Source organism: Micromonospora sp. WMMD812, from assembly GCF_027497215.1.
In the GTDB taxonomy this organism is placed as follows: Bacteria; Actinomycetota; Actinomycetes; order Mycobacteriales; family Micromonosporaceae; genus Micromonospora.
On sequence record NZ_CP114904.1, the window covers coordinates 5,295,395 to 5,321,221 of the forward strand.

Consider the following 25,827-nt stretch of genomic DNA (forward strand, 5'->3'; position numbering starts at 1 on the left):
GGCGGGTGCGCCCATCGCCGAAGCACGCTGCGGCGGGTGCGCGCGGCCGGTTGTAACGACCGGCCACCTGCCCAGTGTTACTTGTGTGTTTCGACCACATAGCCCGTGGGTGACGTCACTTCTAGCGTGAGCCGACAATGAGTTCCCTCCCTCCGAGTCCTCACGTGGAGTCGCAATGACGGTCCGGACGACGCGGCGGGTGTTCCTCTCCGCCGCCACGATGATGGCCGCGGCGTTGGCCGCCACGGCCTGTGGCAGCCCGCAGGACACCGCCTCCGGTGGCGGCGACAGCGCCGCCCCGGTGAAGGTTGGCCTGGTGTACTCCCAGTCGGGTGCGCTGGCCAGCTACGGAAAGCAGTACATCGAGGGGTTCAAGGCCGGCCTCGACTACGCCACCAAGGGCACCAACAAGGTCGGCGACCGGGCGATCGAGCTGACCGAGGTCGACGACGCCGGTGACCCGGCGAAGGCGGTCTCCGCGGCCAAGGACCTCATCGGCAAGGGCACCAAGATCATTGCGGGCTCCACCGCCTCCGGTGTGGCGCTCCAGGTGGCCCCGATCGCGGCGCAGAACAAGGCTCTCTTCATCTCCGGTCCGGCCGCGACCGACGCGGTGACCGGCGCCAACAAGTACACCTTCCGTTCGGGCCGCCAGTCGTACCAGGACGTGGTGACCGCCAAGTCGTTCATCGGCGACGCCGCCGGCAAGAAGGTCGTGGTCTTCGCCCAGGACGGCGCGTTCGGTGACGCCAACGAGGCGGCCGTGAAGGCTGTCATCGGCGGCGCCGGCGCCACCGTCAGCAGCGTCCGCGCCCCGGCCAGCGCCACGGAGTTCACGCCGTTCGCCAGCCAGATCAAGGCCGCCAAGCCGGACCTGCTCTTCGTCGCGTGGGCCGGCACCACCGCCCCGGCGATGTGGCAGACCCTCGACCAGCAGGCCGTCCTCTCCTCGACCACGGTCGTCACCGGCCTGGACATCCGCGCCTCCTGGCCGACGTTCGGCGCGGCCGGCAGCAAGATCTCCTTCCTGTCGCACTACTTCGACGGCGCCAGCGACACCGAGGCCGCCAAGGCCCTGAAGGCCAAGGTCGGCACGCTCGACCTGTTCCACCCGGACGGCTTCGCCGCCGCCCAGATGGTGGTCCGCGCGGTGCAGGAGGGCGGCGACGACGTCGACAAGATGGTGAAGGCCCTGGAGGGGTGGAGCTTCGACGGGGTCAAGGGCTCGATGACCATCCGCGCCGAGGACCACGCGCTGCTCCAGCCGATGTACCAGGCCAAGCTGACCGGCAGCGGCACCGCGTTCACCGCGACCGCCGAGAAGACCCTCACCGGTGACGAGTCCGCGCCGCCGGTCGTGGCGATGAAGGGCTGACCTGATGCTCGCCACCCGCGGTCTGACCTGGCGGATCGGTGAGGTCGCCATCGTCGACGGCGTCTACCTCGACCTCGCGCCGGGGGAGTTCCTCGGTGTGATCGGGCCGAACGGCGCCGGCAAGACCTCACTGTTCAACCTGATCACCGGCCTGCGCCGGGCCACGGAAGGTCGGATCACCCTCGACGGGCACGACATCACCGCCCTCCCGCCGCACCGGCGGGCCCGGCTCGGGCTCGGCCGTACCTTCCAGGCGTCCTCGGTCTTCGGCTCGCTCAGCGTGCGGGAGAACGTGCGGCTCGCCGTGCAGGCGCACCGCGGGGGCTCGATGAAGCTGTGGCGGCGGGCGGCGGCCGACCGGGAGGTGGCCGCCGCCGCCGACGCGGCGCTCGACCGGGTCGGCCTCGCCCACCGGGGCGCGGCGCTCGCCGGCACGCTCGCCCACGGCGAGAAACGCAAGCTGGAGATCGCCCTGCTGCTCGCCGGCGAGCCGCGGGTGATGCTGCTGGACGAGCCGATGGCCGGGGTCAGCGCCGAGGACGTGCCGGAGCTGGTCGCGGTGATCCGTTCGCTGACCGGGGACAGCGGCCGCTCGGTGCTCATGGTGGAGCACCACATGGACGTGATCCTGGAGCTGGCGGACCGGATCGCCGTGATGCACCACGGCGCGCTGCTCGCCTGCGACACCCCGGAGACGGTGATGGCGAACGCCACCGTCCAGGAGGCCTACCTGGGGGAGTCGCTCTGATGGAACCCGTCCTCAGCGTCGAGAACCTGTCGGTCCGGATCGCCGGGCTGCACATCCTCCAGGGGCTGTCCTTCACCGTCGCCCCGACCGGCGTGACCGTGCTGCTCGGCCGCAACGGCGTCGGCAAGACCACCACGCTGCGCGCGATCGTCGGCCTGACGCCGCGCAGCGGCGAGGTGCGCGGCGCGATCCGGATGGGCGCGCAGAGCCTGCTCGCCCGCCCCACCTACCGGCTGGTCCGCGGCGGGCTCGGCTACGTGCCGGAGGACCGCTGCGTCTTCGCCGGCCTCACCGTGACCGAGAACCTGCGGCTCGCCGAATGCCGGGGGACCTCCCCGGCATACGACAAGGTCTATGCGCTCTTTCCCGAGCTGGACCGGCGCGGACGGCAACGGGCCGGCTCGCTCTCCGGCGGTCAGCAGCAGATGCTCGCGATCGGGCGGGTGCTGCTCAACGACAACCGGCTGCTGCTGATCGACGAGCCGACCAAGGGGTTGGCGCCGAAGGTGGTGACCGAGGTGACCGAGGTGCTGGAACGGGTCGCCGAGTCCGTTCCGGTGCTGCTCGTCGAGCAGAACCTGGCGGTGGTCCGGCGGCTCGCCAAGGACGCGGTGGTGCTCGCCGCCGGCCAGGTGGCCTGGGCCGGCGACGCGCAGGAGCTGCTGCTGGAGACGGCGCTGACGAAGTCGCTGCTGGGCGTCGGCACCGGCGAGCCGCACCACCCGGCCGGGCCGGACCGGGCCGCCGCGGCGGGGAAGGACGCGCACTGATGGGCACCGTGATCCTGCTGGCGCTGACCGGGCTGGGCCTGGCGGCGCTCTACTTCCTGGTCGCCTCCGGGCTCTCCCTGGTCTTCGGCCTGGCCGACGTGCTCAACTTCGCGCACGGGCTCTTCCTGGGCGTCGGCGCGTACGCGACCTGGTGGGCGGCGGGCAACCTGCCGGGCGCCGGTTCGGACGGGTTCGGCTTCGTGCTCGCGGTCGCCTTCGGGGTGGCCGCCGGCACGCTGGTCGCCGTGCTGGTCGAGCTGGTGCTGATCCGGCCGCTCTACTCGCGCACCATCGAACAGGTGCTGGTCACCGTCGGCCTCTCACTCGCCGGGGTGGCGCTGCTCCAGGCCACCTGGGGCGCCGACGCGCGGCCGTTCCCGCGGCCCGACTGGACCCGGGAGGTGACCGGGATCCTCGGCGCGCAGGTGCCCAACGGCGGCCTGCTGCTGATCATCGCTGCCGTGCTGGTGCTCGGCGCGCTGCTCGCCTTCCTGCAGTGGACCCGCTACGGCCTGGTGATCCGGGCCGGCGTGGAGAACCGGGAGATGGTGACCGCGCTCGGCATCGACGTCCGCAAGGCGTTCACGCTGGTGTTCGCGATCGGCGGGGCCGCCGCGGCGCTGGCCGGAGCCCTCGGCGGCGTCTACTTCGGCACCGTCTCGCCGGGCCAGGGCGGGTCGCTGCTCATCTTCGCCTTCATCGTGGTGGTGATCGGCGGGATGGGATCGGTGGTCGGCTCCGCGTACGCGGCGGTCGCGGTCGGGCTGCTGCAACAGTTCGTCAACTACTACGGCCCGTCCGGACTCGGCGACGTCTGCGTGGTCGGGCTGCTGGCCGCGGTGCTGCTGCTGCGCCCGCAGGGCATCGCCGGAAAGGTGGCAACGGCATGACCGAGGTCAAGAGCCCCGAGGTTCCCGCGCCGCCCGCGGCGGTGCCCGCCGAACTCACCGGGGAGCAGGGCCGGTGGCACCGCGTGCGGCCGTTCCTGCCGCTGGTCGCGCTGCTGGTCGCGGCGATCGTGCCGTACTCGACGCTGCCCCTGCCGGGGATCTTCGAGGGGCCGCTGAACTCGCCCGGCACCCTGCAACTGCTCGCCGTCTGCCTGGTCTTCGGTGGCCTCGCCGCCGGGTACGACCTGCTCTTCGGCCGGACCGGGATGCTCTCCTTCGGGCACGCGCTCTACTTCGCCGCCGGGGTGTACGGCACCGACATCCTGGTCACCAAGGCTGGGCTGCCGCTCTGGCAGGCGGCGCTGCTCACCATCACCGGCGGAACGATCCTGGCCGCGCTGCTCGGTGCGGTCGCGCTGCGTACGGTCGGCATCGCGTTCGCTATGGTGACGCTGGCCTTCGCCCAGGTCGGTGCGATCCTGGTGGCCCGCGACTTCGGCGGCTTCACCGGCGGCGAGGAGGGCCTGCCGCTGGACGTCACCAACCTGCCGGCCGCCCTGGTCGGGGTGACCAACACCGTCAACCTGTACTGGCTGGCGTTGGCGTACCTCGCGGTGGTGGTCTTCGTGGTCCACCGGGTGTCCGGCTCGCCGACCGGGCGGGTGCTGGCCGGGCTGCGCGACGACGAGCGGCGGATCGGCGTGCTCGGGCTCGACCCGTACCGCTACAAGCTGGTGGCGTTCACCCTGGCCGGCGGGCTCGCGGCGGCCGGGGGAGTGGTCTACTGCCTGATCGTCGGTGGCGCCTCGCCGCACATCACCTCGTCCGAGCTGACCCTGTCGCTGCTGGTCATGGTGGTGCTCGGCGGGCCGGGCACGCGGTGGGGGCCGGTGCTCGGCGGCGTCCTCTACATGTACCTGGACCACCGGCTCACCGCCTTCGGCACCTCCGACGCGGTGGACGCGCTGCCCGCGGTGCTGAGCCGCCCGCTCTCCCAGCCGCTCTTCGTGCTCGGCACCATCTTCATCCTGGCCGTGTACTTCTTCCCGGGCGGCCTGGCCAGCCTCACCCCCCGCCTGACCCTCCTCCGCCGCTCTCTGCGATCTCCTTCGCGCTCCCGCCGCTGACCCGGCGCGGGGTGATCCCGGTCGATCATGAAGTTATTGTCACGACACGCCGTGCCGGCGGGCGATAACTTCATGATCGACGGGAAAGTCCACGGGAGGGGCGGGCATGAGAGCGCGGTTGGCTGTGGTCAGTGGGGGCGGGACGGGGATCGGGGCGGCCGTTGCCCGGACGCTCGCCGGAGACGGGTACGACGTGCTCGTCGTGGGGCGGCGGGCGGACGTGCTGGAGGCCGCCGCGAAGCGGGTCTCCGACGAGTGCGGGCGGGCGGACGCGGTCTCCGCGGTCGTCGCGGACCTGACCGATCCGGACCAGCTCGACCGGGTGGTCGCGGCAGTCGGCGGCCGGGCGGTCGACGTGGTGGTGAACAACGCCGGCGGCTACCTCGGCGGGGATACCGACACGCTCGCCGCGACCGCCGCGCACTGGCGGGCCAACCTGGACGCCAACGTGCTGACCGCCGTGCTGCTCACCGAGGCGCTGCGGCCGGCCCTGCGCCGCCCGGGCGGCCGGGTGATCCTGGTCAGCTCGATCGCCGCCCAGCGTGGCGGCGCGGGGCCGTACTCGGCGGCGAAGGCGGCGCTGCACGGCTGGGCGTACGACCTCGCCGCACAGCTCGGCCCGGAACAGATCACGGTCAACGTGGTCAGCCCCGGCTACGTCGCCGACACCGAGTTCTTCGGCGACCGGATGACGGCGGAGGGGCACGCGAGGCGGGTCGCGGCCACGCTGGTCGGGCGGGCCGGCGAACCGGCCGACATCGCCGAGGCGGTCCGTTACCTCGCGAGCCCGGCCGCCGGCTACGTCACCGGGCAGGTGCTGGGAGTCAACGGCGGGTCCGTGCTCGGCCGCTGACCGTACGAACGCGACCGGAGCGGCGGCCCCCCGTGCGGCCGCCGCCCGTCGTGCCGTCCTGGGTCAGCCGTTCAACATCTCGTACGCCATCGCCGGCGCCGCAGTCGCGGCGCCGCCGGTCGGCACGGCGATCTTCGGCGTGCTGCCGTAGTCGGCGTAGGTGACCACGTAGTCGTACGCCTTCCGCTCGCCGGCGGCCGGGATCTTCAGCGTCAACGAGGACAGGTGCTTGTCGGCGCCGACCACCGCGGTGAACGGCACTCGCTTGCCGGCCTCACCGAGCGCCGCGGCCTCGCCCTCCTCCAGGGCCTGTGCCGCGTTCCCGCTGCTCACGTCGATGGTGCCGGCGTACTGGCCGGGGCTCTTCTCCTCGACGGAAGTAGCCGCCTCGATGAGCGGACCCGCGTTGCCCTGGTCCGCCCCGTCGTAGCTCGGGATGCCCGCGGCATCGGCCAGCTTCGCGCGGTCCAGCTTCATCCACTTGTCCGGGAACTTGGGCAGGCCCGGGCGGCCGCTGAACTTCGCCTTCATCCAGACCTCGTCCCCGATCAGCAGGAACGACATCTTCGCGGAGATGCCGTCGGAGTCCGGCGCCATGGCCGTGTTGATCTCGAACGCCTTCGAGTCCGGGTCGATCCGGCCGGTGACCGTGCTGGACGAGTCCTTGCCGCTGAACCGGAACGCCCCCTCCGTGCCGTCCGGGACGGCGTCGAGGAGCACGTCCTTCGGGCTGGTACGGGTTGTCGCGGCCGGTTCGCTCTTCGGCCCGCATCCCGCGAGCAGGGTCGTCGCGGCCAGCACGGCGACGACCGTGCCCGTCGTCCGTCGGATGGTGCCGGTGCTGCCCGTTGCCTGTGTCATCACACGTCTCTTTCTCGCTGCGTGGCCTCTGCCGATGACGATGCTGCGGGCCGGCACGGCGGTTCGGCTGCCGATATGCTGCCGTCCGGCTGCCGGCACTGCCGTCCGGCGACCGTGGGGGTGTCAGGAGCGGAAAACTCGCATGTCAGGAACGCTGCGATTCGAGATCCTCGGGCCCCAGCGGGCCTGGTATGCCGACCGGGAACTTGATCTCGGCCCCGGCAAGCAGCGAGCCGTGCTGGCCGTGCTGCTGCTCGCCGCCGGCCGCCCGGTGCCCGTCGGGCAGATCGTCGAGGCGGTCTGGCCGGAGGAGCCGCCCGCGAACGGCACGAACGTCGTGCAGAAGTACGTCGCCGGGCTGCGCCGGGTGCTGGAGCCCGACCGCTCGCCGCGTACGCCGGGCCAGGTGCTGAGCCTGACCGACGCCGGTTACCTGCTGCGGGTCCGACCGGAGGCGATCGACGCGGTCCGCTTCGAGCGGGGGATCCACCGAGCCCGGCAGCGGCACGCCGAGGGTCGGCCCGTCGAGGCGCTGACCGAGCTGGAAACTGCGTTGGGCCTCTGGCACGGGGAGCCGTTCACTGGTTTCACCGGGCCGGTCTTCGAGGCCGCCCGGCACCGCGTGGTCGAGCTGCGGGCCGTGGCGCTGGAGACCCGGGCCGAGCTGACCCTCGACCTCGGGCGGCATCGCGAGATGGCCGGTGAGCTGGTGGAGCTGGTGGCCGAGTTCCCGGTGCGGGAGCGGCTGCGGCACCAGCTCATGCTCGCGCTCTACCGTGGCGGCCGGCAGGCGGAGGCGCTCGCCGCGTACCGGGAGTTCGACGACCTGCTCCGGGAGGAGTACGGCATCGAGCCCGGCGAGGAACTCCGGGAACTGCACCGCCGCATCCTCCGGTCGGACCCGGCGCTGGCGATGCCGACGGCTCCCCGGCCCCTGGCGGCCTCCGCCCCGCCGCCGCCCGCCCCGCCGGCCGCATCCTCCGGGCCACCGGCGCCCGCCCCGCCGCCCGTTGTCTCGGCCCCGCCGGCGCCGGCCCCGCCCACCGCGGTCCTCCATCCCGACTCCGCCGCCCCGCCGGTCGCCGCAGCCGCGCCGTCGCCGGTCGTCGGGCTCGCGTTCGGTTCGCCGGCTCTGCCGAGCCGTCCCCCGGCCGAGGGCGGTTACCCGCCGCCCGGACTGTTCCCGACCCCGGAGCGGTACGGGCAGCCACCCCGCCCCAGCCAGCCGTTCCAGCCGGCGCCACGCTGGATCAGCGTCACCGGCACGGTTCTCGGCGCGCTGACCGCGCTGCTCTCCTTCGGGCTGCTCACCTGGCTCGTGGTGCTGGTCTACGCCATTTGGCGCCGGAGCTGGCGTAACGCGCTCGCCTCCCTCGGTTACCTCGTGTTCGTCGCCACGGCCGTCGGCGTCGTGGGCACTGGGGACCCGGACGAGGTGACCTTCGCCCAAGGCTTCTTGATCATCGCCTGGCTGGGCGAATGGGGAGTCGGCGTCGTCCACACGGTCCTGCTCAACCCGGTGATCTGGTCGGTGGTCGTCAATCGGACCAGGGGGCCGGCCGTGCGGACGCTCGACGAGCGCCGCGTTCGCCGAGAGCAGGCCCGTTACCTGCTCTACCACTACCCGGCGGCGCGCCAGGAGCTGCACATCGGCCGGCCGGACCTTCCCCGGGTCTTCGACGACGGAGGCCTGGTGGACGTCAACGCCGTGGGGGAGCAGGTGGTCGCCGCGCTGCCCGGGATCACGGCCGGGCAGGCCCGTCAGGTGGTGATGGACCGCTGGCTCCGTGGCCCGTTCGGGTCGATGGAGGACCTGGCCGCCCGCTGCCTCCTCCCGCCGCAGCTGACCGACCCCCTCCGCGATCTCCTCGTCTTCCTTGCCCCGCCGTCCCTGCCCGCCGCGCCCCCGCCGGGGTCGGGCGAGCGGTAGGCCCGAGTCCGTCGGTCGCGGATCAGGCCGCCACCCCGTGAGGAAGGGTAGGGCGCGGGCGCGACGGGGAGCGACGTCCGACGGAGCTGGTAGAAATGCCGGATGGGCCAGGATCGGACGGCGGTACGGGAGCGGGCCGAGGCGGTGCTCCGGCGGTTGGCCGGCGAGCGCGCCCGGCTCCGCGAGGACCAGTGGCGGGCGATCGAGGCGCTGGTGGTGGACCGGCGCCGGGTGCTCTGCGTCCAACGCACCGGTTGGGGCAAGTCGGCGGTCTACTTCGTCGCCACCGCCCTGCTCCGCGGGCGTGACCGGGCCGCCGGCCTGGGCGCCGCTGGCGCGGCCGCCGCCGGTGCCGGCAGCGTCGGGCCGACGGTGATCGTGTCGCCGCTGCTGGCGTTGATGCGCAACCAGGTGGAGTCGGCGGCCCGGGCCGGGATCCGGGCCCGCACCATCAACTCCGCCAACCTGGACGAGTGGGACGAGATCACCGCCGAGATCCACGCGGGCGCGGTGGATGTCCTGCTGATCAGCCCGGAACGGCTCAACAACCCGGACTTCCGCGACGGGGTGCTGCCGAAGCTGGCCGGCACCACCGGCCTGCTGGTGGTGGACGAGGCCCACTGCGTCTCCGACTGGGGGCACGACTTCCGGCCGGACTACCGCCGGCTGCGGACGTTCCTCGGCAACCTGCCGGTGGGCACGCCGGTGCTGGCCACCACCGCGACCGCCAACGCCCGGGTCACCACCGACGTGGCCGAGCAGCTCAGCACGGGGGACGGCAGCGATGCCCTGGTGCTGCGCGGCACGCTCGACCGGGAGTCGCTGCGGCTCGGCGTCCTCGACCTGCCGAGCCCGGCGCACCGGCTGGCCTGGCTCGCCGACCACCTCGACCGGCTCCCCGGCTCGGGCATCGTCTACACGCTGACCGTGGCGGCGGCCGGCGAGACCGCCGAGTTCCTGCGCTCCCGGGGCTATCCGGTCGCCGCGTACACCGGGCAGGCCGAGGACGCCGACCGGCGGGCCGCCGAGCAGGACCTGCTCGACAACAAGATCAAGGCGTTGATCGCCACCAGCGCGCTGGGCATGGGCTTCGACAAACCGGACCTCGGCTTCGTGGTGCACCTCGGCGCGCCGCCCTCGCCGATCGCCTACTACCAGCAGGTCGGCCGGGCCGGCCGGGCCGTCGAGCACGCCGAGGTGCTGCTCCTGCCCGGTGCCGAGGACGCCGCGATCTGGCGCTACTTCGCCTCGCTGGCCTTCCCGCCCGAGGAGCAGGTCCGGGCCGTGCTGGCCGCCCTGCACACCGACCGGCCGATCTCCACCCAGGCCCTGGAACCCCTGGTCGACCTGCGTCGCGCCCGGCTGGAGCTGATGCTCAAGGTGCTCGACGTGGACGGCGCGGTCCGCCGGGTGCGCGGCGGTTGGCTCGCCACCGGCGAGCCCTGGGTCTACGACGAGGCCCGGTTGCGCCGCGTCGCCGCCGCGCGCACCGCGGAGCAGCAGGCCATGCGGGAGTACGCGACTACGCCCGGCTGCCGGATGCGATACCTGCGCGAGTGCCTCGACGACGCCGGGGCGACCGACTGCGGGCGGTGCGACCGGTGTGCCGCGCCGCTCTTCACCACGGAGGTGTCGGGGCCGGCACTGACCGCCGCGCAGACCTTCCTCGGCCGGCCCGGGGTGGAGGTCCCGCCGAAGAAGCTCTGGCCCACCGGGCTGGACGCCGTCGGCGTACCGCTGAAGGGGCGGATCGCCCCCGCGGAGCAGGCGCTGCCGGGCCGGGTGGTGGGTCGCCTCTCCGACCTGGGCTGGGGTGGCCGGCTGCGTGACCTGGTCGGGCCGGAGTCGGCCGACGCCCCGGTCCCCGACGACGTGGCCGCCGCGGTGGTCGAGGTGCTGAAGGCGTGGGCGCACGGCGACAACCCCTGGCCCCGCCGCCCCGTCGCCGTCGTCGCGGCCGGCTCGCACCGGCGGCCCCACCTGGTCGGGTCGCTCGCCGAACGGATCGCCGCGGTGGGCCGGCTGCCGCTGCTCGGCCAGCTCCCGGCGGCCGCCGGCGGCGCCGGAGCGGCCCGGGGCAACAGCGCCCAACGGGTACGCGCGCTGCACGACGCCTTCACCGTGCCGCCCGACCTGGCCGACGCGCTCGCCGGTCTGGACGGGCCGGTGCTCCTCGTCGACGACCTGGTCGACTCCGGCTGGACGATGACGCTCCTCACCCGGGCGCTGCGCCGGGCCGGCGCGCCGGACGTGCTGCCCCTCGCCCTGGCGCTCGCCGGCTGAGCCGGCACCGGTGTCCGTCGGCCCTCGGGTGCGGAAAGTTCCCGGGCCCGGGGGATTGCGACCGTCGCCACGCCGCCGCCACAGCTGGCGGGGCCGGCCCGGTCCGGCGGTACCGTGGGCGCCATGGATCAGCAGGCCGTCACCCGTGCGACGGTGCCGGACCGGGTCTCCGCCGCACCCGATCGGGGCACCGTCCGGCTGGCGTTGACGGTCGGCGGGCTGGTGCTCGCCGTGCTGCTCGGTTTCGGCCTCGGCCGGCTCGGCGGTGGCGGCCCCGTCGCGCCGGTGGGCCTGGAGACCACCACCGACCACACGCACGCGCCGGGCACCGCCCCGCACGACCACGGCGCCGTCGCCGGCCAGGCGGCGAGCGCCGAGGCGGGCGGGCTCGCGATCAGCTCGGCGGGGTACACGCTGACCCCGCTGGCCAGCGAGTTCACCCCCGGCCGCCCGGGGTCGCTGCGGTTCCAGATCCGCGACGCGCAGCGCCGGCCGGTCACCCGGTTCGCCGTCGTGCACGACAAGCCGATGCATCTGATCGTGGTGCGTCGCGACCTGACCGGCTACCAGCACCTGCACCCGACGATGGCGCCGGACGGCACCTGGTCGGTGCCGCTCACCCTGGCCCAGCCGGGCGCCTGGCGGGCGTACGCCGACTTCACCGTCGTCGCCGACGACGGCACCCAGACCGCGCTGACCCTCGGGGCCGACCTGGTCGCGCCCGGCGACTACGCGCCCCGTCCGCTGCCGGCGGCGGCCGCGACGGCCACGGTCGACGGGTTCACCGTCGATCACCAGGGCACCCCGCAGGTGGGCGCGAGCGTGCCGCTGACCTTCCGGATCACCGCCGGCGGCGGCATTCCGACGCTGGAGCGCTACCTCGGGGCGTACGGGCACCTGGTGGCGCTGCGCGAGGGCGACCTCGGCTACCTGCACGTGCACCCGGAGCCGGAGTTGGTCGACGGGGCGGCGCGGTTCTGGCTGACCACCCCGGGGCCGGGCCGGTACCGGCTCTACCTCGACTTCCAGGTCGCGGGCGTGGTGCGGACCGCCGAATTCACCGTCACCGTGCCCTGACGGCGGCCGGCGCCGCGGCGAGGGGGTCAGCCGGCTCGGCGGATCGGCCGGCGGGCGAGGTAGCGCAGCAGGTCGCGGATGTGGTGCTTCTCCTCGGCCGGCACGGTCGGGTCGGCGAGCCGGTCCAGGATCACCCGGACGTCCGCCTCGACCGGGCCGTCGTCGGTGCGGCGGCGCGGGGCCGGCCCCGCGTCCGGCAGGCCGAGCGCGCGGAACGCCGCAGCGACCGGTAGGTCGAGCGCCGCACAGAAACCACGGACCTTCGCCAGCTCGGGGTAGTCCTGCCAGTCACCGGCGAGCCAGCGGAAGACGGTGGAGCGGCCCACGCCCGTGTGTGCGGCAAGATCGGTGACGGTCCACCCCCGCTCCTCACGAGCGTCGTCGATGGCCCGCCGCACGAACCGTGCGAACGCCATCTGCGGCGAAACCTCTACGGAACCCATCCCTGCGGGTCTTCCCTCCCGACCGGAACACCGGGGACGATGTCGCATCTGAGCGTAGTACCAGACGGCCCCGAAACAATTGACTGACCGCACAAACTGTCCCATGAACGGGACCGTTTCCGACAGAGGATCAGCACGAGCTGGACGGGACGCGGATCTGCTTGTCGTCCGTCAACCGGGCTCGGTGCCCGTCCCGGCGCCGTGGTCCAGTTAGGTGCCCGTCCCGGCACCGTCGTCCGCCGCCGCACCGCCGAGGAGTGCTATGACCGAGCCGAGCCGCCCGCTGCCGTACCAGCCCGGTGCGGTCAGCCTCTTCTTCGTCGCCAAGGCCGGCGTGTTCGCCGCCGGCTTCTGGATCTGGTTGCTCGTGCTCGCGATCAGTGGCGGGGTCGCCACCGGCGTGCACGTGCTGGCCGCCACCGGAGCGATCACGACCACTCTGGTCGGCGTGGTGCTGGGTGTGCGGATGGCGCTCCAGCACAGCGCCGCGGTCCGGCACGCCGAGGTCAAGCGTCTGCTGGTGGACATCTCCTGGAACGCCTTCACGGCGGCCGGCAACGCGGAGAGCCCGGGCAAGGTGGTGCCGTTCCCCAGCGCCCCGCCGGAGAGCGAGCGGGGGCCGTACCGGGGCGACCGGATGCCGGCGCCGGACCGTGGCGCGGCCGGCGAGCGCCCGCTGGGCCGCGAACGCGGCGCCGGCGAACGGCGTCGCTGAACCGGCCGGGTCGGTCGTCACGCACGGGCGCGGGCGTCACTCCACCGTGGTCGGTGCGAGCAGGGTCTCCAACCGCGGGGTGACCTGCCACTGGTCGACCAACTCCCGGTAGTCCCGCTGCTGCTCGGTCGTCGGGCCGCTGCCGGCACGGCGGGCCCGGATCAGCAGGTTCCGCGGGGTGTGTCGAGAGTCGACGAACTCCACGACCTCGGTCCGGTAGCCGTGCAACCGGAGCAGCCCGGCCCGCAGCGCGTCGGTGAGCACGTCCGCGAACCGCTCGCGCAGGATGCCCTGCCGGGTCAGCAGTTCGTACGGCGCCGGGGCGGGGCGGGCTCGAAGCTGGGCGGCCACGTCGTGGTGGCAGCACGGGGCGGCGAGCACCCACCGGGCCTCCCACCGCACGGCCCGGGCCAACGCCTCGTCGGTGGCCGTGTCGCAGGCGTGCAGGGCCAGCACCAGGTCTGGCGCGGGTTCGACCACCGCGTCGTCGATCGTGCCGGCCACGAACCGCACCCGGCCGGCCCAGCCGAGCCGCTCGGCCAGCTCGGTGTTGCGCTGCCGCTGGTCCTCCCGAACGTCCACCCCGACCAGCTCCACGTCGAGGCCGCGCCGGGACAGATAGCGGTACGCGGCGAACGTGAGGTACGCGTTCCCGCAGCCCAGGTCCACTACGCGCAGCGGACCGGTCAGCTCGTCGGGCAGGGTCGCGGCCAGCGCCCGCAGGAAGGCGTCGACCTGCCGGCGCTTCGCCGCTGAGCCGCCGATCTCGGCGAAGATCGGGTCGCCCGGATCCAGCAGGTACTCCTTCTCGCGGTCGTGCCCGACGGTCGCCGCGGCCGGTCGGGTCGCCGCCGCCCGGTGCACCTGCGCCTCGCCGGACTTCGTCACCCGCAGCTGGAGCGTCGCGTCGGCCGTCTCCACGTGCCAGTTGCCGAACGGCTCGGCCAGCAGCGCGTCGATCGCGGAGTCCGCGTCCGGGCCGGGGGCGACGTTGCGGGTGTACGGGCGGGCGCCGTCGGAGGTGGAGATCTGCAGCCGGGGCCCGGCCTTCAGGGTGACCGGGCGCAGTTCGGCCCGGACGACCGAGGGGCGGTGGCCCCGTCGTCGCCCGGCGGCCACCGCCCGGGTCAGCGCGGGGTCGAGCAGCAGTGCCCGCACCTCACCCAGCGCGGCGTCCAAGTTCTCCGGCATCTCTCCATCCTCTCCCACCCCGCCCCGCGCCCCCGGGCTCGTGTGGATCACGCGGTGGTGGTGCCCCGCAGAAGCCGCGAAGCACCATCAACCGCCAACCGCACCTGCCTGATCGGCGGGAGCGGCGGGGTGCGGGTGAGACGGGACGTCCCCCGGGCCGCGGGTGCGGGCGGGGGACGTCTCTCGGTGGTACCTGGGTCAGTCGGCGGTGGCTTCGGCCGGCGTACCGGCACCGGAGCCGCCACCACGACGACGCCGGCGGCGGCGCGGCTTCGGAGCCTCGCCCTCGGTGCTGGCCGTGACCGGCTCGGTGGCGCCGTCGGTGGGGATCACCGCGGCCGCCTCGCCCTCGACCACCTCGCCGGCCCGGCGGCGACGCCGGCGGCGCGGGGTGCGCGTGCCCTCCTCGGCGGAACCCTCCGCGGGCGGGGCGGCGTCCGGCCCGGCGGCAGACTCGCCGCCGCCCCGGCGGCGCTCGCCCCGACCGGCGCCCCGACCGGTCCCCCGGCCTTCGTCGCGACGGGGGCCGCGACCCTCGCCGCGCCGCGACCGGCCACCGCCGAGGTCCTCCTCGACCTCGGCGGAGAGCCCGGCGCGGGTGCGCTCGGCGGTGGGCAGGGTGCCGGTGATGTCCGTGGAGATGTGCAGGTCGGTGTAGAGGTGCGGAGACGTGTGGTAGGTCTCCGGCGGCTCCGGCATCTCCAGGCCGAGCGTCTTGTCGATGATCCGCCAGCGGGGCATGTCGTCCCAGTCGACGAAGGTCACCGCGACGCCGCTCGCCCCCGCCCGGCCGGTGCGGCCGATCCGGTGGGTGTAGGTGTCCTGGTCTTCCGGGCAGTCGTAGTTGATGACGTGCGTGACGCCGCTGACGTCGATGCCGCGCGCCGCCACGTCGGTGGCGACCAGCGTGTCGATCTTGCCGGCGCGGAACGCCCGCAGCGCCCGCTCGCGCGCGCCCTGCCCGAGGTCACCGTGCACCGCCGCCACCGCGAAACCGCGGAAGTCGAGGTCCTCGGCGACCCGGTCGGCGGCCCGCTTGGTCCGCGTGAAGATCATGGTCAGGCCGCGGCCCTCCGCTTGGAGGATGCGCGCCACGATCTCGATCTTGTTCATCGAGTGGGTGCGGTAGGCGAGCTGCTCGGTCTGCGGCGACGGGCCGGTCTCGGCCGTGTGCCCGGCGTGGATCGTCACCGGGTGGCGCAGGAAGCGCCGGGAGAGGGTGACGATCGGGTCCGGCATGGTCGCCGAGAAGAGCATGGTCTGCCGGTCCTCGGGAAGCATCGCCAGGATCTTCTCGACGTCGTCGAGGAAGCCCAGGTCGAGCATCCGGTCGGCCTCGTCGAGCACCAGCGCGTGCACCCGGTCGAGCCGCAGGTGCTTCTGCTTGGCCAGGTCGAGCAGCCGGCCCGGCGTGCCGACGAGGATCTCGACGCCCTTGCGGAGCGCCTCGATCTGCGGCTCGTACGCCACGCCGCCGTAGATCGGCAACACCCGGACGCCCCGGGTGCGGCCCGCGGCGGCCAGGTCCTTGGCGACCTGGAGGCCCAGCTCGCGGGTGGGGACCACGACCAGGGCCTGGGGCAGGCCGTCGTCGCCGCCCTCGCCCGGCGCGAAGACTCGCTCGAGCAGCGGTACGCCGAAGCCGAGGGTCTTGCCGGTGCCGGTCGGCGCCTGGCCGATCAGGTCGGTGCCGCGCAGCGCGATCGGGAGCGCGTACTCCTGAATGGCGAACGCGCGGGTGATGCCGGCGGCGGCCAGCGCGTCGACGGTCTCCTGACGCGCGCCGAGCTCGGCGAAAGTGGGTGCCTCCGGTCGTACCGGGGCGGTGGGGGCCAGCTCCTGGCCGCCCGTGGTGCCTTGCATCAATTCGCTCATGTGGATGTGGGGGTGCCCTCTCGTGGTGCGCCCCGTCGTGTCCGCAGGGCGCGTTCGGTTTGGCGCGGGCCACACGGTCGGGGGCGGATCGCCGAGCCGGACCGGGCCGCACGCGCGCCGCGGGCTTCACTTCGATCAGATCGGCGCCCACGGCAACTGCTCCATACTACCTGAACCGGCAGGCCGGCGTCCTGATTCCCGACTCCGGGTGGGCACCCGGTGGGACGGCTGGTGTCCCGGTTCATCGGGCGGAATCGTGCAGACGATACGGATCCCGGCGAAACGGGACGCGCGACCGCGGACCTCGCACAGTCGCGCCGCGGACCCCGCGGTCGCGCCGGGGCCCCGCGCGGGCGCGTCGGGCGGTAGCCTCCGCTCGTGTCCGTGCCGACCGCCCCCGGTACCGCCGTCACCGACCTGCTCGGCCTGGTGGCCCTCGGCGAGTTGCTCGCCTTCGAACGGATGGCCGCTGACGCCCGGCTCGCGCCCGACCTGAGCCGTCGCGCCGCACTGGGCGAGATGGCCGCCGCCGAGATCGTGAACTACCGCCGGCTCGCCGACCGGCTCGCCGCGCTCGGTGTGCCGCCCGAGGAGGCGATGGGGCCGTACGTCGAGCCGCTGCAGGCGTACCACGACTCGACCGAGCCGCGGGACTGGGCGGAGGCGGTGACCAAGGCGTACGTCGGCGACGCGATCACCGACGACTTCATCCGGGAGATCGCCGGCGCGCTGGACGAGCCGGACCGGCGACTGGTGCTCGACGTGGTGCACGAGTCCCGGTACGCCGAGTTCGCCGCCGCGGAGATCCGGATGGCGGTCGAAGCCGACCCCCGGGTGGCGGGACGCCTCTCGATGTGGGGCCGGCGACTGGTCGGCGAGGCCCTCTCCCAGGCCGGCCGCGTCGCGGCCGCCGACCGGGGCGCGCTCACGGCGCTCATCGCCCAAGGGGACCGAACGGACGTGCAGGCGCTGTTCCGCCAGATGACCGGAGCGCACACCGCGCGGATGGCCGCTGTGGGCCTCAACAACTGAGCGGGCGCACCGCCGTTCGGCGCCGTGGCGGGCGGGCTCGGCCGCGCCCGCCACGGGCCGGAAATGATCAGCGGACGGTGAACCCGACCGCCCGGGGCGACGCCTCGGCGATCTCCACGTAGGCGACCTTGTCGACCGGCACGATGACCCGCCGGCCCTTCTCGTCGGTCAGGGACAGCGTGCCGCCGTCGCCGGCGATGGCGTCGGTCACGATCTGCTCGATCTCGGCCGGCGACTGCGCGCTCTCCAGAACCAGCTCGCGCGGCGCGTACTGCACGCCGATCTTGACCTCCACTGTGCCTCCTCAACTGGGGCGAAATAGCCGCCGTGGGAAGGCTATCCGATCTCGGCCGGGACGGTCAGGCTGACTCACCCTGCAGGGGAAAGCTGGCGATGCCGCGCCACGAGAGCGCCGCGACCAGCGCCTCGGCCTCCGCCTTCGGCACCTGGCGGCCGCCGGCCAGCCAGAACTGCGCGGCCGTCTCCGCCGCGCCGACCAGCCCGGAGGCGAGCAGCTCGGCGTGTGACCGACTCACCCCGGTGTCCGAGATGATCGTGTCGGTGATCGCGGCGATGCAGCCCTGCTCGACCCGTTCCACGCGCTGCCGCACCGCCGGGTCGTTGCGCAGGTCGGACTCGAAGACCAGGCGGAACGCCTCGCTCTCGTGGTCGACGAAGTCGAAGTACGCGCGGACGGAGGCGCTGACCCGCTCCTTGTTGTCGCTGGTGCCCCGCATCGCGTCCTGGACCTTGGCCACGATCGCGTCGCAGTGCGTGTCGAGCAGCGCCAGGTAGAGCTCCATCTTGCCGGGGAAGTGCTGGTAGAGCACCGGCTTGGAGACCCCGGCCCGCTCGGCGATGTCGTCCATCGCCGCGGCGTGGTAGCCCTGGGCGACGAACACCTCCTGCGCCGCGGCGAGCAGCTGCTTGCGGCGCGCGGAACGCGGCAGGCGGGTCGGCCGACCGGCGGTCTGTGCACCGTTCCCCACAGCGGTCATGGGAACCTCCGAGTTCTCCGTACGAGCCGGCACTTTTACCCCGAACCGGTCGGGCACTCCGGCCCGTCGCGGAATTGGCCCGCCGCTGTAACTTATCGCCACTTCCACCACACGGTAGCCTCAGCGGGGGCGACCAAGGAGCGCGCGGTGAGTGAAGCAGGGCAACCCGGAGCCGCCACCCCGGGAGAGCACGGCGACGGGACGGGTCAGCACGACGACCCATCCCGTTCCGGCGGATGGGGGCCCCCGGCGGCCGGCTGGCCCCGCCCCGGCGAGGGTCCCGCATCCCGGGAATCGGCGACCCGCTGGCCGCCCGACCCGGCCTCGGGCTGGGCGGCGTCCTCGCCCCGCCACGGTGACCTGCCGGCGCCGGTGCCCGGCCTGCCGGCCGACACCGAGCCGCCCGCGCGGGTCAACGGGCACCGCACCAACGGCGTGAGCCACCCCGTCGAGCAGCCGCTCGGCCGGCCGTCGCCGGTGAGCGCCCCGCCCGGCGACGAGCGGCGCGAGCCGGGCAGCGACCGGCTGGTGGTGCCCGCCCAGCGGCCCGCGCCGGCCGTCGAGCAGCCGCCCAGGCCGGCCGTCGAGCAGCCGCACGGGCCGGCCGTCGAGCAGCCCAACGGGTTCGACCCGGAGACCGGCCTCGCCCGGCACTCGTCGGAGGAGGCACCGGCCGCCGGGCCGCCGCGCTGGGCCGAGCCCGGGCTGCCGACCTCGGCACCGCCCGCCGTCCAGGTCCCGCCGGTCGGCACGGCCGCGTCCGGTTTCGAGGTGCCGCCGGGCTTCCACGCGCCAAGGGTCGAGCGGGCTGCGGGGGAGGAGCCGGCGGCGGAGCCACGCGGATGGGGCGAGGCGCACCCGACGGGTGGCGCGCGTCGCGCCGCAGAGCCGCGGGCCGCCGCCGAGCCGCCCGCGCCCGCGGAGCCGCCGGCCGGGGAACCCGACTGGTCCGGGCCGAGCTGGAACCGGCCGAGCTGGGGCGGCGGCTGGGCCCCGCCCTGGTCACGCCACGATGACGAGCCGACCGGCCGCCGGGCCCGCGCGGACGACGAGCCCGCTGGGCGCCGGAGCCGGGAGGACGAGCCGACCGGGTACCGGGCGCGGGAGAGCGCCGAGGAGGCCGGGCGGGAGACCGCCGGGCGCCGGGCCCGCAAGGAGGGCGCGCCGGCCTGGGCCGCCGAGCCGATCCGGCCGTACGAGCCGGCGCGGGCCGAGCCGAGCCACCCGTACGAGCCGGTCCGCGCCGAGCCGGTCCGCCCCTATGAGATGCCCCGCCCGGAGCCGGAGCCCGCCTACGCCGCCGAGGCCGAGCGGCAGACGCCGACCGAGCGGCCGGCCTGGGCCGGTGGCCGTCCCGTGGCGGCCCCGAGCAGCGCGCCGCCCGAGCCGTCCGGTTCGCCCGCCCCGGTCGAGCGACCGACCTGGGCCGCCGAGCGTCCGACTCCCGCTGCCCCGGTCCCGGTGCCGCCCGAGCGGGCGTCCTGGGGCCCGGCGCCGGCGCCCAGCAGCGCCCCGCCGGTGCCGTCCAGCGCCCCGCCGGTGCCGTCCAGCGCCCCGCCGGTGCCGTCCAGCGCCCCGCCGGCGCCGTCCAGCGCCCCGCCGGCGCCGCCGAGCAGTGCGCCGCCCGCACCGTCGAGCGCGCCACCGGCCGCCGGGGAACGGCCCGCCTGGGCCGGCGGCCCGGGCGGCGTGTGGTCGGCTCCGCCCGACCGGCCGGCCTGGGCCGGTGGTCGCCCGACGAGCGGCCCGCCGGCCGCATCCGACCTGCCCGCATCCTCCGACGGTCCGGCCGCGCCGGAGTTCCGCGCGACCCGGCCGTTCCGTCTCCGCCCGCCGGGCGCGGAGGCCGACCCGCCCACCCCACCGACCGACGGCCCGCCGACCGTGACCGGCGGCTACGGTGGCCCCGCCCAGCCGACCTCGGGCGACCCCGCGGTCCAGTCAGGTCCCGCCTCGGCCTCCGCCACGAGCGGAGCCGGCCTCCGCGACCGCACCCCGTCGGCGCCCGCCGCGGCGAGCGCCCCGCCCTACGCGGCCCGCCGATCCGCCCCCGACCCCGTGTCCGCGCCCGCGCCGGCCGACGACCGGCGGCCGGACCCGACGACGGCGATGTTGCCGCAGCGCGTCCCCGCCGAACCGGACGTGCCCGTCGTGCCGGAGCCGCCAGCCGTGGAGCCACCCGCCGAAACCCCGGAACTCGCCCGGATCGCCACGCACCTGCGGCGCGACGACGAGCCCGCGCCGCCCCAGGAGCGGCCCGAGGGGTTCGACGTCAACGCGATCCTCGGCGCCGTACGTGGCGTGGACGGGGTCCGCGACGCGTCGCTGCGGCGTACCGCCGCGGGCGCGCACAGCCTCCGCCTCGACCTGGCCGACGGCGCCGATCCGGCCGAGGTGAGCCGGCACGTCGCCCGCCTGCTCCAGGAGACGATGGGCCTTGCCGCCGCCCCGCAGAACGTGCCCGGCGTGCCGCCCGCGTCCCCGCCCCCGCCGGTCCGCCGGCGCGCCGCGGAGGGGGCGGCGTCACGCGCCGCCGAGGGGCGCGCCGAGGTCCAGGGGGCGGCGTCACGCGCCGCCGAGGGGCGCGCCGAGGTCCGGCCACCCGAGCGCCGCACCGCGGAGCGTTCCCCGGACATCCGCACCGCCCCGGAAGGCCGGGCCGCCCAGCCCGTCGAGGCGCCGGACCGGGCGGAGGGCCGCCAGACGCGCACCGAGACGGAGACGCCGCGCCGGCGTCGGCCGACCGCGCCGCCGCGCGGCCGGGCCACCGTGGAGGAGGCGACGACCGCCGCTCCGGCGGCCGGGATGGCCACCGGCAGTCCGGCGACCCTCGGGGCGTCGTACTCCGGCGCGCAGTTGACCACCACGGAGAGCGCGCCGTCGCGGCCGCTGGACACCGGCGGTGTGCCGGGGCCCCGGGTGGTGATCGACCATGTCCAGGTGAGCACCTTCGGGCTCGACGCCACCGTGGAGGTCCGTCTCCTCGCCGCCGCTGAGAGCGCCGCCGGTTACGCTACCGGGCCGGCCGTCGACGGGTACGTCCTTCGGCTCTGCTCGGTCGCCGCCGCGGCCGCCGTGGACGAGCTGCTGCGCCGCCCCGACCACGCCGAGGGCGGGCGCTGCTTCGTCGAGCACGCCGCGGTGGTGCCGTTCGGCAACTGCGAGGTCGCCACCGTGGTCGTGCTGCTGGTCTGCGACGGGTGGGTCGAGCAGCTGGCGGGGTCGGCGCTGGTCGCCGGCGATCCACGGCAGGCGGTCGTACGCGCGACGCTGGCAGCGGTGAATCGTCGGCTGGAGGCCCTGCTCGCCTGAGCTCGCGAGGGCAGACTGGAAACATGAAGCGTGCCACCCTCTGCCCGGAGCACGTTCTTCCCGAGCACCGGATCCCGCCGCCCTGGCCGGGACGACCGGTGCGTCTCGACGGCTCGGTCACCTACGTCCGGGAGACCCCGGCCACCGGTCCGGCCGCCGAGCCGGCGCTGTACGTGCACGGCCTTGGCGGCTCGTCGCAGAACTGGACCGACCTGGCCGGGCTGCTCGCCGATCGGCTGGAGGGCCAGGCCATCGACCTGCCCGGCTTCGGCCGGAGCGAGCCGGGCCGCCGCTACACCGTGCCGGCCCTCGCGGAGCGGGTCGTCCGCTGGATCGAGCACGCCGGACGGGGGCCCGTGCACCTCTTCGGCAACTCGCTCGGTGGGGCGGTCTCCGTCCACGTCGCCGGGCTCCGCCCCGACCTGGTACGCACGCTGACCCTGGTCTCCCCGGCGCTGCCGTTCCTCGACTTCCGGCGCTCCTTGCAGGGCCGGATGCTGCCGCTGCTCGCCCTTCCCCGAGCCGAGTGGCTCGCCGCGCGGCAGCTCGCCCAGGTGGCCCCCGAGGTGCTGGCCGAGCAGGTGATGGAGGCGTGCGTCGCCGACCTCAGCCGGATCTGCGAGCAGCGCCGGAAGGAGGCGCTGGAGGAGATCCTGGTGCGCTACCAGGCCGCGCACTACGCCACGGCGTACGTCCGGACGTTCCGCGGGCTGGTCTCCAGCTTTCTCCGGTCGTACCTGCCCGGCCCGGGGTCGCTGTGGCGGCTGGCACGGGCGGTGCGGGCGCCCACGCTGGTGGTCGGCGGCCGGCAGGACCGGATGGTGGACGTGCGCGTCGCGCCGCAGACCGCCCGGGTGATCCCGGACAGCCGGCTGCTCATGCTCGACGGGGTGGGGCACGTGGCGCAGCTCGAGGTGCCCCGGCTGGTGGCCCGGGCGGTGCTCGGACTGCTCGCCGAAACGGAGGAGAGCGCGCGGCGGTCTGATCTGGCAGGCTGAGCCGGATGCCCAGCTCAGAGCCCCGTTCGGCGGGCCGGTCCGCCGCGGGTACCGCCCCGCGCCCGATCGCCGCACCGGTCCCCGTTCCCCGCCCGCCGGTCGGGGCGACCGCGGCCCGTCGCCCGGCCGGTCCCGCCGCGCCGCGTCCCTCGGATCGGTCGCCGCGCCGCCGCGCTCGCCGGTTCCAGGCGCTGGCGCAGCTGGCCGCGGTCCTGCTGGCCGTCGGGGCCCTGGTCACCGTGGTCGGTCGGCACCAGGAGGGCGTCACGGCCCAGGAGACCCGGCCGGAGGCGGCCACGCTGCCGCTGGTGGCCGCGTCGCCCGAGCCGACCACGTCACCCTCGCCCACTCCGTCGACGGTGAGCCCGTCGCCGACGGCGCCGGCGCTCCGGCTGGCCGGGCCGGTGCCGTCCGCGGGCACCGGCCGGTTCGGCTACGACGACCGCACCGGGCCGGTGCTCGGTGCGGCCGGGCAGATGCAGCGCTACCGGGTCGCGGTCGAGTCGGGCAGCGGCGAGGACGCGCGCGAGTTCGGCCAGGCGGTGCAGGTCGCGCTGACCGGGCCGGGCAGTTGGGTGGACAGTCGGCGGCTGCGGTTGCAGCAGGTGTCCGGGGGCGCCGCCGCCGACTTCACCGTCTACCTGGCGACCGCCCGGACGGCCGGGCGCATGTGCGCGGAGGGCGGCGTCGACATCCGGATCAACGGGAAGCCGTACACGTCCTGCCGGGCGCCGGGAAAGGTGATCATCAACCTGGACCGGTGGCGGCTCTCCGTCCCGCACTTCGTCCAGGCGGAGGTGTCGCTGTCGGTCTACCGCACGTACGTGGTCAACCACGAGGTGGGGCACCAACTGGGGCACCGGCACGAGCGGTGCCCCGGGACCGGGCGGCCCGCACCGGTGATGATGCAGCAGACCCTGTTCCTCAACGGTTGCGTGGCCAACCCCTGGCCGTACCGGAACGGCCGCCTCTACTCCGGGCCGGTGCTCTAGTTTTGTGCCCGTTTGTAGTTGGATGTGCCATTCGCCCTGCGTGGTGGGCGAAAAGGCGTATTCCGATGTCTAGTGGCATTGGCGATAAAAGCGGAGTAATGCCCATTTAATCTGGCACGCTGGGTTCATGACGACGTCGTCCCCTTGCGACCCGCCTGATCCCGCCCGCCCGCCGTCCGGATCCGCCCGGCGCCGGCGCCCCGCCCGGGACCGGATGTACCGACGCCGTCGTCGCACCGCCCTGCTCGGTCTGGTCCTGCTCCTCGCGGCCACGGGGGTCGTCCTGTCCCGCATTGCCGAGCCTTCTCCGGCGCCGCCTCCGGCCGTCCAGGGCCGGGTCCCGCAGGCCGCCGGCGCCGGGGCGCACGCCGATCCGCGGCCCGTGCCCTCCACGGGCGAGGGCCGGTTCAGCGTCGCCGCCGGCGGCACCCCGGTCAGGGGCGTCGACGGCCCGCTGCGTCGGTACCAAGTCGTCGTCGAGCAGGGCGCCGGCCAGGACGCCGACGCGTTCGCGGCCAGCGTGGACGCGACGCTGGCGGACCCGCGCAGCTGGATCGCCTCGGGCGAGCTGCGGGTGCAGCGGGTGGCCGAGGCCGCCGCCGCCGACTTCACCATCTACCTGGCCACCCCGGTCACCTCGGAACGGATGTGCGCCGAGGGCGGGCTGAGCACCGAGGGCTACACCTCGTGCCGGCTGCCCGGACAGGTCATCATCAACCTGGCCCGCTGGATGGAGGCGGTGCCCGACTACGGCGCCCCGCTGTCGGTCTACCGGACCTACGTGGTCAACCACGAGGTCGGACACGAGTTCGGCGAGGGACACGAGGCGTGTCCGGGCCCCGGCCGGCCGGCGCCCGTCATGCAGCAGCAGACGTACGGCCTGGAGGGCTGCGTCGCCAACGCCTGGCCCTACCTCGACGGCCGCCGGTACGCGGGCGAGATCGTGCCCTGACCACCGCACAAGGGGGCGGCCGACGGGACGCCCCCCCCCTGCCGGACGCATCGGCCGACGGCTTTATTCCCGCTCCCGAATACCGGGCGGCGTGTCCTCCCTCATGGCCGACCGGTGCCCCGGCGAGCGACAATGGCGCGGTTCGCACCGCCGATCCCGGGGAGTCCATCGTGTCGTTGCCCCCGCTCGTCGAGCCCGCCGCCGAGCTGACCGTTGACGAGATCCGCCGCTACTCGCGTCACCTGATCATTCCGGACGTCGGGGTCGAGGGGCAGAAGCGGCTGAAGAACGCCCGGGTGCTTTGTGTCGGCGCCGGCGGCCTCGGCTCGCCAGCCCTGATGTACCTGGCCGCGGCCGGTGTCGGCACGCTCGGCATCATCGACTTCGACACCGTCGACGAGTCCAACCTCCAGCGCCAGATCATCCACGGCGTGTCCGACGTCGGCCGGTCCAAGGCCGAGTCCGCCGCGGCGAGCATCCGCGAGATCAACCCGCTGGTCAACGTGGAGATCCACAACACCGCGCTGGACCGCGAGAACGTCCGCGAGATCTTCGCCCAGTACGACCTGATCGTCGACGGCACCGACAACTTCGCCACCCGCTACATGGTCAACGACGCGGCGGTGCTGCTCGGCAAGCCGTACGTCTGGGGGTCGATCTACCGCTTCGACGGCCAGGCCTCGGTCTTCTGGGCCGAGCACGGCCCCTGCTACCGCTGCCTCTACCCGGAGCCCCCGCCGCCCGGCATGGTCCCGTCCTGCGCCGAGGGCGGTGTGCTCGGCGTTCTCTGCGCCTCGATCGGCTCGATCCAGGTGACCGAGGCGATCAAGCTGCTCACCGGCATCGGCGAGCCGCTGGTCGGCGGGCTGATGGTCTACGACGCGTTGGAGATGTCGTACCGCAAGATCAAGGTCCGGAAGGACCCGGACTGCGCGCTCTGCGGCGAGAACCCGACCGTCACCGACCTGCTGGAGGACTACGAGGACTTCTGCGGCGCGGTGTCGGTGGAGGCCCAGGAGGCGACGGTCGACTCGACCATCACCGCGCTGGAGCTCAAGGAGTGGCAGGACGCCGGCAAGGACATCTTCCTGGTCGACGTGCGGGAGCCGGCCGAGTACGACATCGTCCGCATCCCCGGCGCCACGCTGATCCCCAAGGGCGACATCCTCTCCGGCGATGCGCTGGCCCGGCTGCCGCAGGACCGGCAGATCGTGCTGCACTGCAAGTCCGGGGTCCGCTCGGCCGAGGCGCTGGCCGCGCTCAAGGCGGCCGGGTTCCGGGACGCGGTGCACGTGCAGGGTGGCGTCCTCTCCTGGATCAAGCAGATCGACCCGTCACTGCCGGCGTATTGACGAGTCGTCGAAGGGGCCCCTTCCGGTGCCGGAAGGGGCCCCTCGCGTACCCG

Annotated in this window: 21 protein-coding genes and 1 pseudogene; 16 read left to right on the forward strand and 6 right to left on the reverse strand. The window is 74.6% G+C overall.

Annotated elements, in window-relative coordinates:
• Window positions 1-175 precede the first annotated feature (175 nt).
• From O7603_RS24500 to O7603_RS24525, 6 genes are all read left to right on the forward strand, one after another.
• A complete protein-coding gene (locus O7603_RS24500; protein ID WP_281572125.1) occupies window positions 176-1,375 on the forward strand; it encodes a substrate-binding domain-containing protein in 1,200 nt (399 codons plus the stop codon).
• Between the two features lie 4 nt (window positions 1,376-1,379).
• Window positions 1,380-2,123 (forward strand): ABC transporter ATP-binding protein, encoded by a 744-nt coding sequence (locus O7603_RS24505; protein WP_281572126.1) that lies wholly within the window; start codon window positions 1,380-1,382, stop codon window positions 2,121-2,123.
• The gene (locus O7603_RS24510) at window positions 2,123-2,893 is read left to right on the forward strand and encodes an ABC transporter ATP-binding protein (RefSeq protein WP_281572127.1); all 771 of its coding nucleotides are present in this window, start codon (window positions 2,123-2,125) and stop codon (window positions 2,891-2,893) included. The genes O7603_RS24505 and O7603_RS24510 overlap by 1 nt, the downstream gene beginning before the upstream one ends.
• Window positions 2,893-3,783 carry a branched-chain amino acid ABC transporter permease gene (locus O7603_RS24515; protein WP_281572128.1) on the forward strand — a complete coding sequence of 297 codons (891 nt, stop codon included), beginning with the start codon at window positions 2,893-2,895 and terminating at the stop codon, window positions 3,781-3,783. Before O7603_RS24510 ends, O7603_RS24515 begins: the two co-directional genes overlap by 1 nt.
• Window positions 3,780-4,910, forward strand: a complete 1,131-nt coding sequence (locus tag O7603_RS24520) for a branched-chain amino acid ABC transporter permease (RefSeq protein WP_281572129.1) — start codon at window positions 3,780-3,782, stop codon at window positions 4,908-4,910. The genes O7603_RS24515 and O7603_RS24520 overlap by 4 nt, the downstream gene beginning before the upstream one ends.
• A 106-nt stretch (window positions 4,911-5,016) precedes the next feature.
• Entirely contained in the window at window positions 5,017-5,763 is a 747-nt protein-coding gene (locus O7603_RS24525; protein WP_281572130.1) for an SDR family oxidoreductase, read from the forward strand.
• 63 nt (window positions 5,764-5,826) lie between these two features.
• Here the strand turns inward: O7603_RS24525 and O7603_RS24530 are convergent, their stop codons facing one another.
• Entirely contained in the window at window positions 5,827-6,624 is a 798-nt protein-coding gene (locus O7603_RS24530) for a hypothetical protein (protein WP_281572131.1), read from the reverse strand.
• A gap of 142 nt (window positions 6,625-6,766) precedes the next feature.
• Here O7603_RS24530 and O7603_RS24535 point away from each other — a divergent pair, with 142 nt between their 5' ends.
• The 3 genes from O7603_RS24535 to O7603_RS24545 all read left to right on the forward strand — a co-directional run bounded on the left by O7603_RS24535 (window position 6,767) and on the right by O7603_RS24545 (window position 11,914).
• Window positions 6,767-8,554 carry a BTAD domain-containing putative transcriptional regulator gene (locus O7603_RS24535; RefSeq protein WP_281572132.1) on the forward strand — a complete coding sequence of 596 codons (1,788 nt, stop codon included), beginning with the start codon at window positions 6,767-6,769 and terminating at the stop codon, window positions 8,552-8,554.
• Between the two features lie 102 nt (window positions 8,555-8,656).
• Window positions 8,657-10,837: a DEAD/DEAH box helicase gene (locus tag O7603_RS24540; protein WP_281572133.1), complete on the forward strand. Its 2,181-nt coding sequence runs from the start codon at window positions 8,657-8,659 to the stop codon at window positions 10,835-10,837.
• Window positions 10,838-10,960: 123 nt separating this feature from the next.
• Window positions 10,961-11,914, forward strand: a complete 954-nt coding sequence (locus tag O7603_RS24545) for a hypothetical protein (protein ID WP_281572134.1) — start codon at window positions 10,961-10,963, stop codon at window positions 11,912-11,914.
• Between the two features lie 26 nt (window positions 11,915-11,940).
• Here the strand turns inward: O7603_RS24545 and O7603_RS24550 are convergent, their stop codons facing one another.
• Window positions 11,941-12,357 carry a helix-turn-helix domain-containing protein gene (locus O7603_RS24550; RefSeq protein WP_281572135.1) on the reverse strand — a complete coding sequence of 139 codons (417 nt, stop codon included), beginning with the start codon at window positions 12,355-12,357 and terminating at the stop codon, window positions 11,941-11,943.
• Between the two features lie 262 nt (window positions 12,358-12,619).
• Here O7603_RS24550 and O7603_RS24555 point away from each other — a divergent pair, with 262 nt between their 5' ends.
• Entirely contained in the window at window positions 12,620-13,072 is a 453-nt protein-coding gene (locus O7603_RS24555) for a hypothetical protein (RefSeq protein ID WP_281572136.1), read from the forward strand.
• Window positions 13,073-13,108: 36 nt separating this feature from the next.
• Here the strand turns inward: O7603_RS24555 and O7603_RS24560 are convergent, their stop codons facing one another.
• Together O7603_RS24560 and O7603_RS24565 are read right to left on the reverse strand one after the other, a co-directional pair.
• On the reverse strand, window positions 13,109-14,263 hold the full coding sequence (locus tag O7603_RS24560; RefSeq protein WP_281572137.1) for an SAM-dependent methyltransferase: 1,155 nt from the start codon (window positions 14,261-14,263) through the stop codon (window positions 13,109-13,111).
• Between the two features lie 198 nt (window positions 14,264-14,461).
• Entirely contained in the window at window positions 14,462-16,126 is a 1,665-nt protein-coding gene (locus tag O7603_RS24565) for a DEAD/DEAH box helicase (RefSeq protein ID WP_281572138.1), read from the reverse strand.
• A 390-nt stretch (window positions 16,127-16,516) separates the two neighbouring features.
• Between O7603_RS24565 and O7603_RS24570 the strand changes: the two genes are divergently transcribed.
• The gene (locus O7603_RS24570; RefSeq protein WP_281572139.1) at window positions 16,517-17,170 is read left to right on the forward strand and encodes a ferritin-like fold-containing protein; all 654 of its coding nucleotides are present in this window, start codon (window positions 16,517-16,519) and stop codon (window positions 17,168-17,170) included.
• A gap of 67 nt (window positions 17,171-17,237) precedes the next feature.
• On the opposite strand, the gene O7603_RS24575 is transcribed toward O7603_RS24570, so the two are convergent.
• On the reverse strand, window positions 17,238-17,465 hold the full coding sequence (locus O7603_RS24575; RefSeq protein WP_281572140.1) for a DUF3107 domain-containing protein: 228 nt from the start codon (window positions 17,463-17,465) through the stop codon (window positions 17,238-17,240).
• A gap of 64 nt (window positions 17,466-17,529) precedes the next feature.
• Complete coding sequence (locus tag O7603_RS24580; protein WP_281572141.1) at window positions 17,530-18,168, reverse strand: TetR/AcrR family transcriptional regulator; 639 nt, start codon at window positions 18,166-18,168, stop codon at window positions 17,530-17,532.
• Between the two features lie 1,266 nt (window positions 18,169-19,434).
• On the opposite strand from O7603_RS24580, the gene O7603_RS24585 reads away from it, so the two are divergent.
• The 5 genes and pseudogenes from O7603_RS24585 to moeZ all read left to right on the forward strand — a co-directional run bounded on the left by O7603_RS24585 (window position 19,435) and on the right by moeZ (window position 25,774).
• Window positions 19,435-21,480, forward strand: a complete 2,046-nt coding sequence (locus O7603_RS24585; RefSeq protein WP_281576794.1) for a hypothetical protein — start codon at window positions 19,435-19,437, stop codon at window positions 21,478-21,480.
• A gap of 23 nt (window positions 21,481-21,503) precedes the next feature.
• On the forward strand, window positions 21,504-22,478 hold the full coding sequence (locus tag O7603_RS24590) for an alpha/beta hydrolase (protein ID WP_281572142.1): 975 nt from the start codon (window positions 21,504-21,506) through the stop codon (window positions 22,476-22,478).
• A gap of 5 nt (window positions 22,479-22,483) precedes the next feature.
• Window positions 22,484-23,470: a DUF3152 domain-containing protein gene (locus O7603_RS24595; RefSeq protein WP_281572143.1), complete on the forward strand. Its 987-nt coding sequence runs from the start codon at window positions 22,484-22,486 to the stop codon at window positions 23,468-23,470.
• Window positions 23,471-23,597: 127 nt separating this feature from the next.
• Window positions 23,598-24,422 carry a DUF3152 domain-containing protein gene (locus O7603_RS24600; RefSeq protein ID WP_281572144.1) on the forward strand — a complete coding sequence of 275 codons (825 nt, stop codon included), beginning with the start codon at window positions 23,598-23,600 and terminating at the stop codon, window positions 24,420-24,422.
• A 103-nt stretch (window positions 24,423-24,525) separates the two neighbouring features.
• Window positions 24,526-25,774 (forward strand): annotated as a pseudogene (gene moeZ, locus O7603_RS24605) (adenylyltransferase/sulfurtransferase MoeZ).
• The last annotated feature ends 53 nt before the right edge of the window (window positions 25,775-25,827 follow it).

Coding starts and splice junctions, on each gene's coding strand:
- O7603_RS24500 (WP_281572125.1), top strand. CDS start 176: ATGACGGTCCGGACGACGCGGCGGGTGTTCCTCTCCGCCGCCACGATG.
- O7603_RS24505 (WP_281572126.1), top strand. CDS start 1,380: ATGCTCGCCACCCGCGGTCTGACCTGGCGGATCGGTGAGGTCGCCATC.
- O7603_RS24510 (WP_281572127.1), top strand. CDS start 2,123: ATGGAACCCGTCCTCAGCGTCGAGAACCTGTCGGTCCGGATCGCCGGG.
- O7603_RS24515 (WP_281572128.1), top strand. CDS start 2,893: ATGGGCACCGTGATCCTGCTGGCGCTGACCGGGCTGGGCCTGGCGGCG.
- O7603_RS24520 (WP_281572129.1), top strand. CDS start 3,780: ATGACCGAGGTCAAGAGCCCCGAGGTTCCCGCGCCGCCCGCGGCGGTG.
- O7603_RS24525 (WP_281572130.1), top strand. CDS start 5,017: ATGAGAGCGCGGTTGGCTGTGGTCAGTGGGGGCGGGACGGGGATCGGG.
- O7603_RS24530 (WP_281572131.1), bottom strand. CDS start 6,624: ATGACACAGGCAACGGGCAGCACCGGCACCATCCGACGGACGACGGGC.
- O7603_RS24535 (WP_281572132.1), top strand. CDS start 6,767: ATGTCAGGAACGCTGCGATTCGAGATCCTCGGGCCCCAGCGGGCCTGG.
- O7603_RS24540 (WP_281572133.1), top strand. CDS start 8,657: ATGGGCCAGGATCGGACGGCGGTACGGGAGCGGGCCGAGGCGGTGCTC.
- O7603_RS24545 (WP_281572134.1), top strand. CDS start 10,961: ATGGATCAGCAGGCCGTCACCCGTGCGACGGTGCCGGACCGGGTCTCC.
- O7603_RS24550 (WP_281572135.1), bottom strand. CDS start 12,357: ATGGGTTCCGTAGAGGTTTCGCCGCAGATGGCGTTCGCACGGTTCGTG.
- O7603_RS24555 (WP_281572136.1), top strand. CDS start 12,620: ATGACCGAGCCGAGCCGCCCGCTGCCGTACCAGCCCGGTGCGGTCAGC.
- O7603_RS24560 (WP_281572137.1), bottom strand. CDS start 14,263: ATGCCGGAGAACTTGGACGCCGCGCTGGGTGAGGTGCGGGCACTGCTG.
- O7603_RS24565 (WP_281572138.1), bottom strand. CDS start 16,126: ATGCAAGGCACCACGGGCGGCCAGGAGCTGGCCCCCACCGCCCCGGTA.
- O7603_RS24580 (WP_281572141.1), bottom strand. CDS start 18,168: ATGACCGCTGTGGGGAACGGTGCACAGACCGCCGGTCGGCCGACCCGC.
- O7603_RS24585 (WP_281576794.1), top strand. CDS start 19,435: ATGCCCCGCCCGGAGCCGGAGCCCGCCTACGCCGCCGAGGCCGAGCGG.
- O7603_RS24590 (WP_281572142.1), top strand. CDS start 21,504: ATGAAGCGTGCCACCCTCTGCCCGGAGCACGTTCTTCCCGAGCACCGG.
- O7603_RS24595 (WP_281572143.1), top strand. CDS start 22,484: ATGCCCAGCTCAGAGCCCCGTTCGGCGGGCCGGTCCGCCGCGGGTACC.
- O7603_RS24600 (WP_281572144.1), top strand. CDS start 23,598: ATGACGACGTCGTCCCCTTGCGACCCGCCTGATCCCGCCCGCCCGCCG.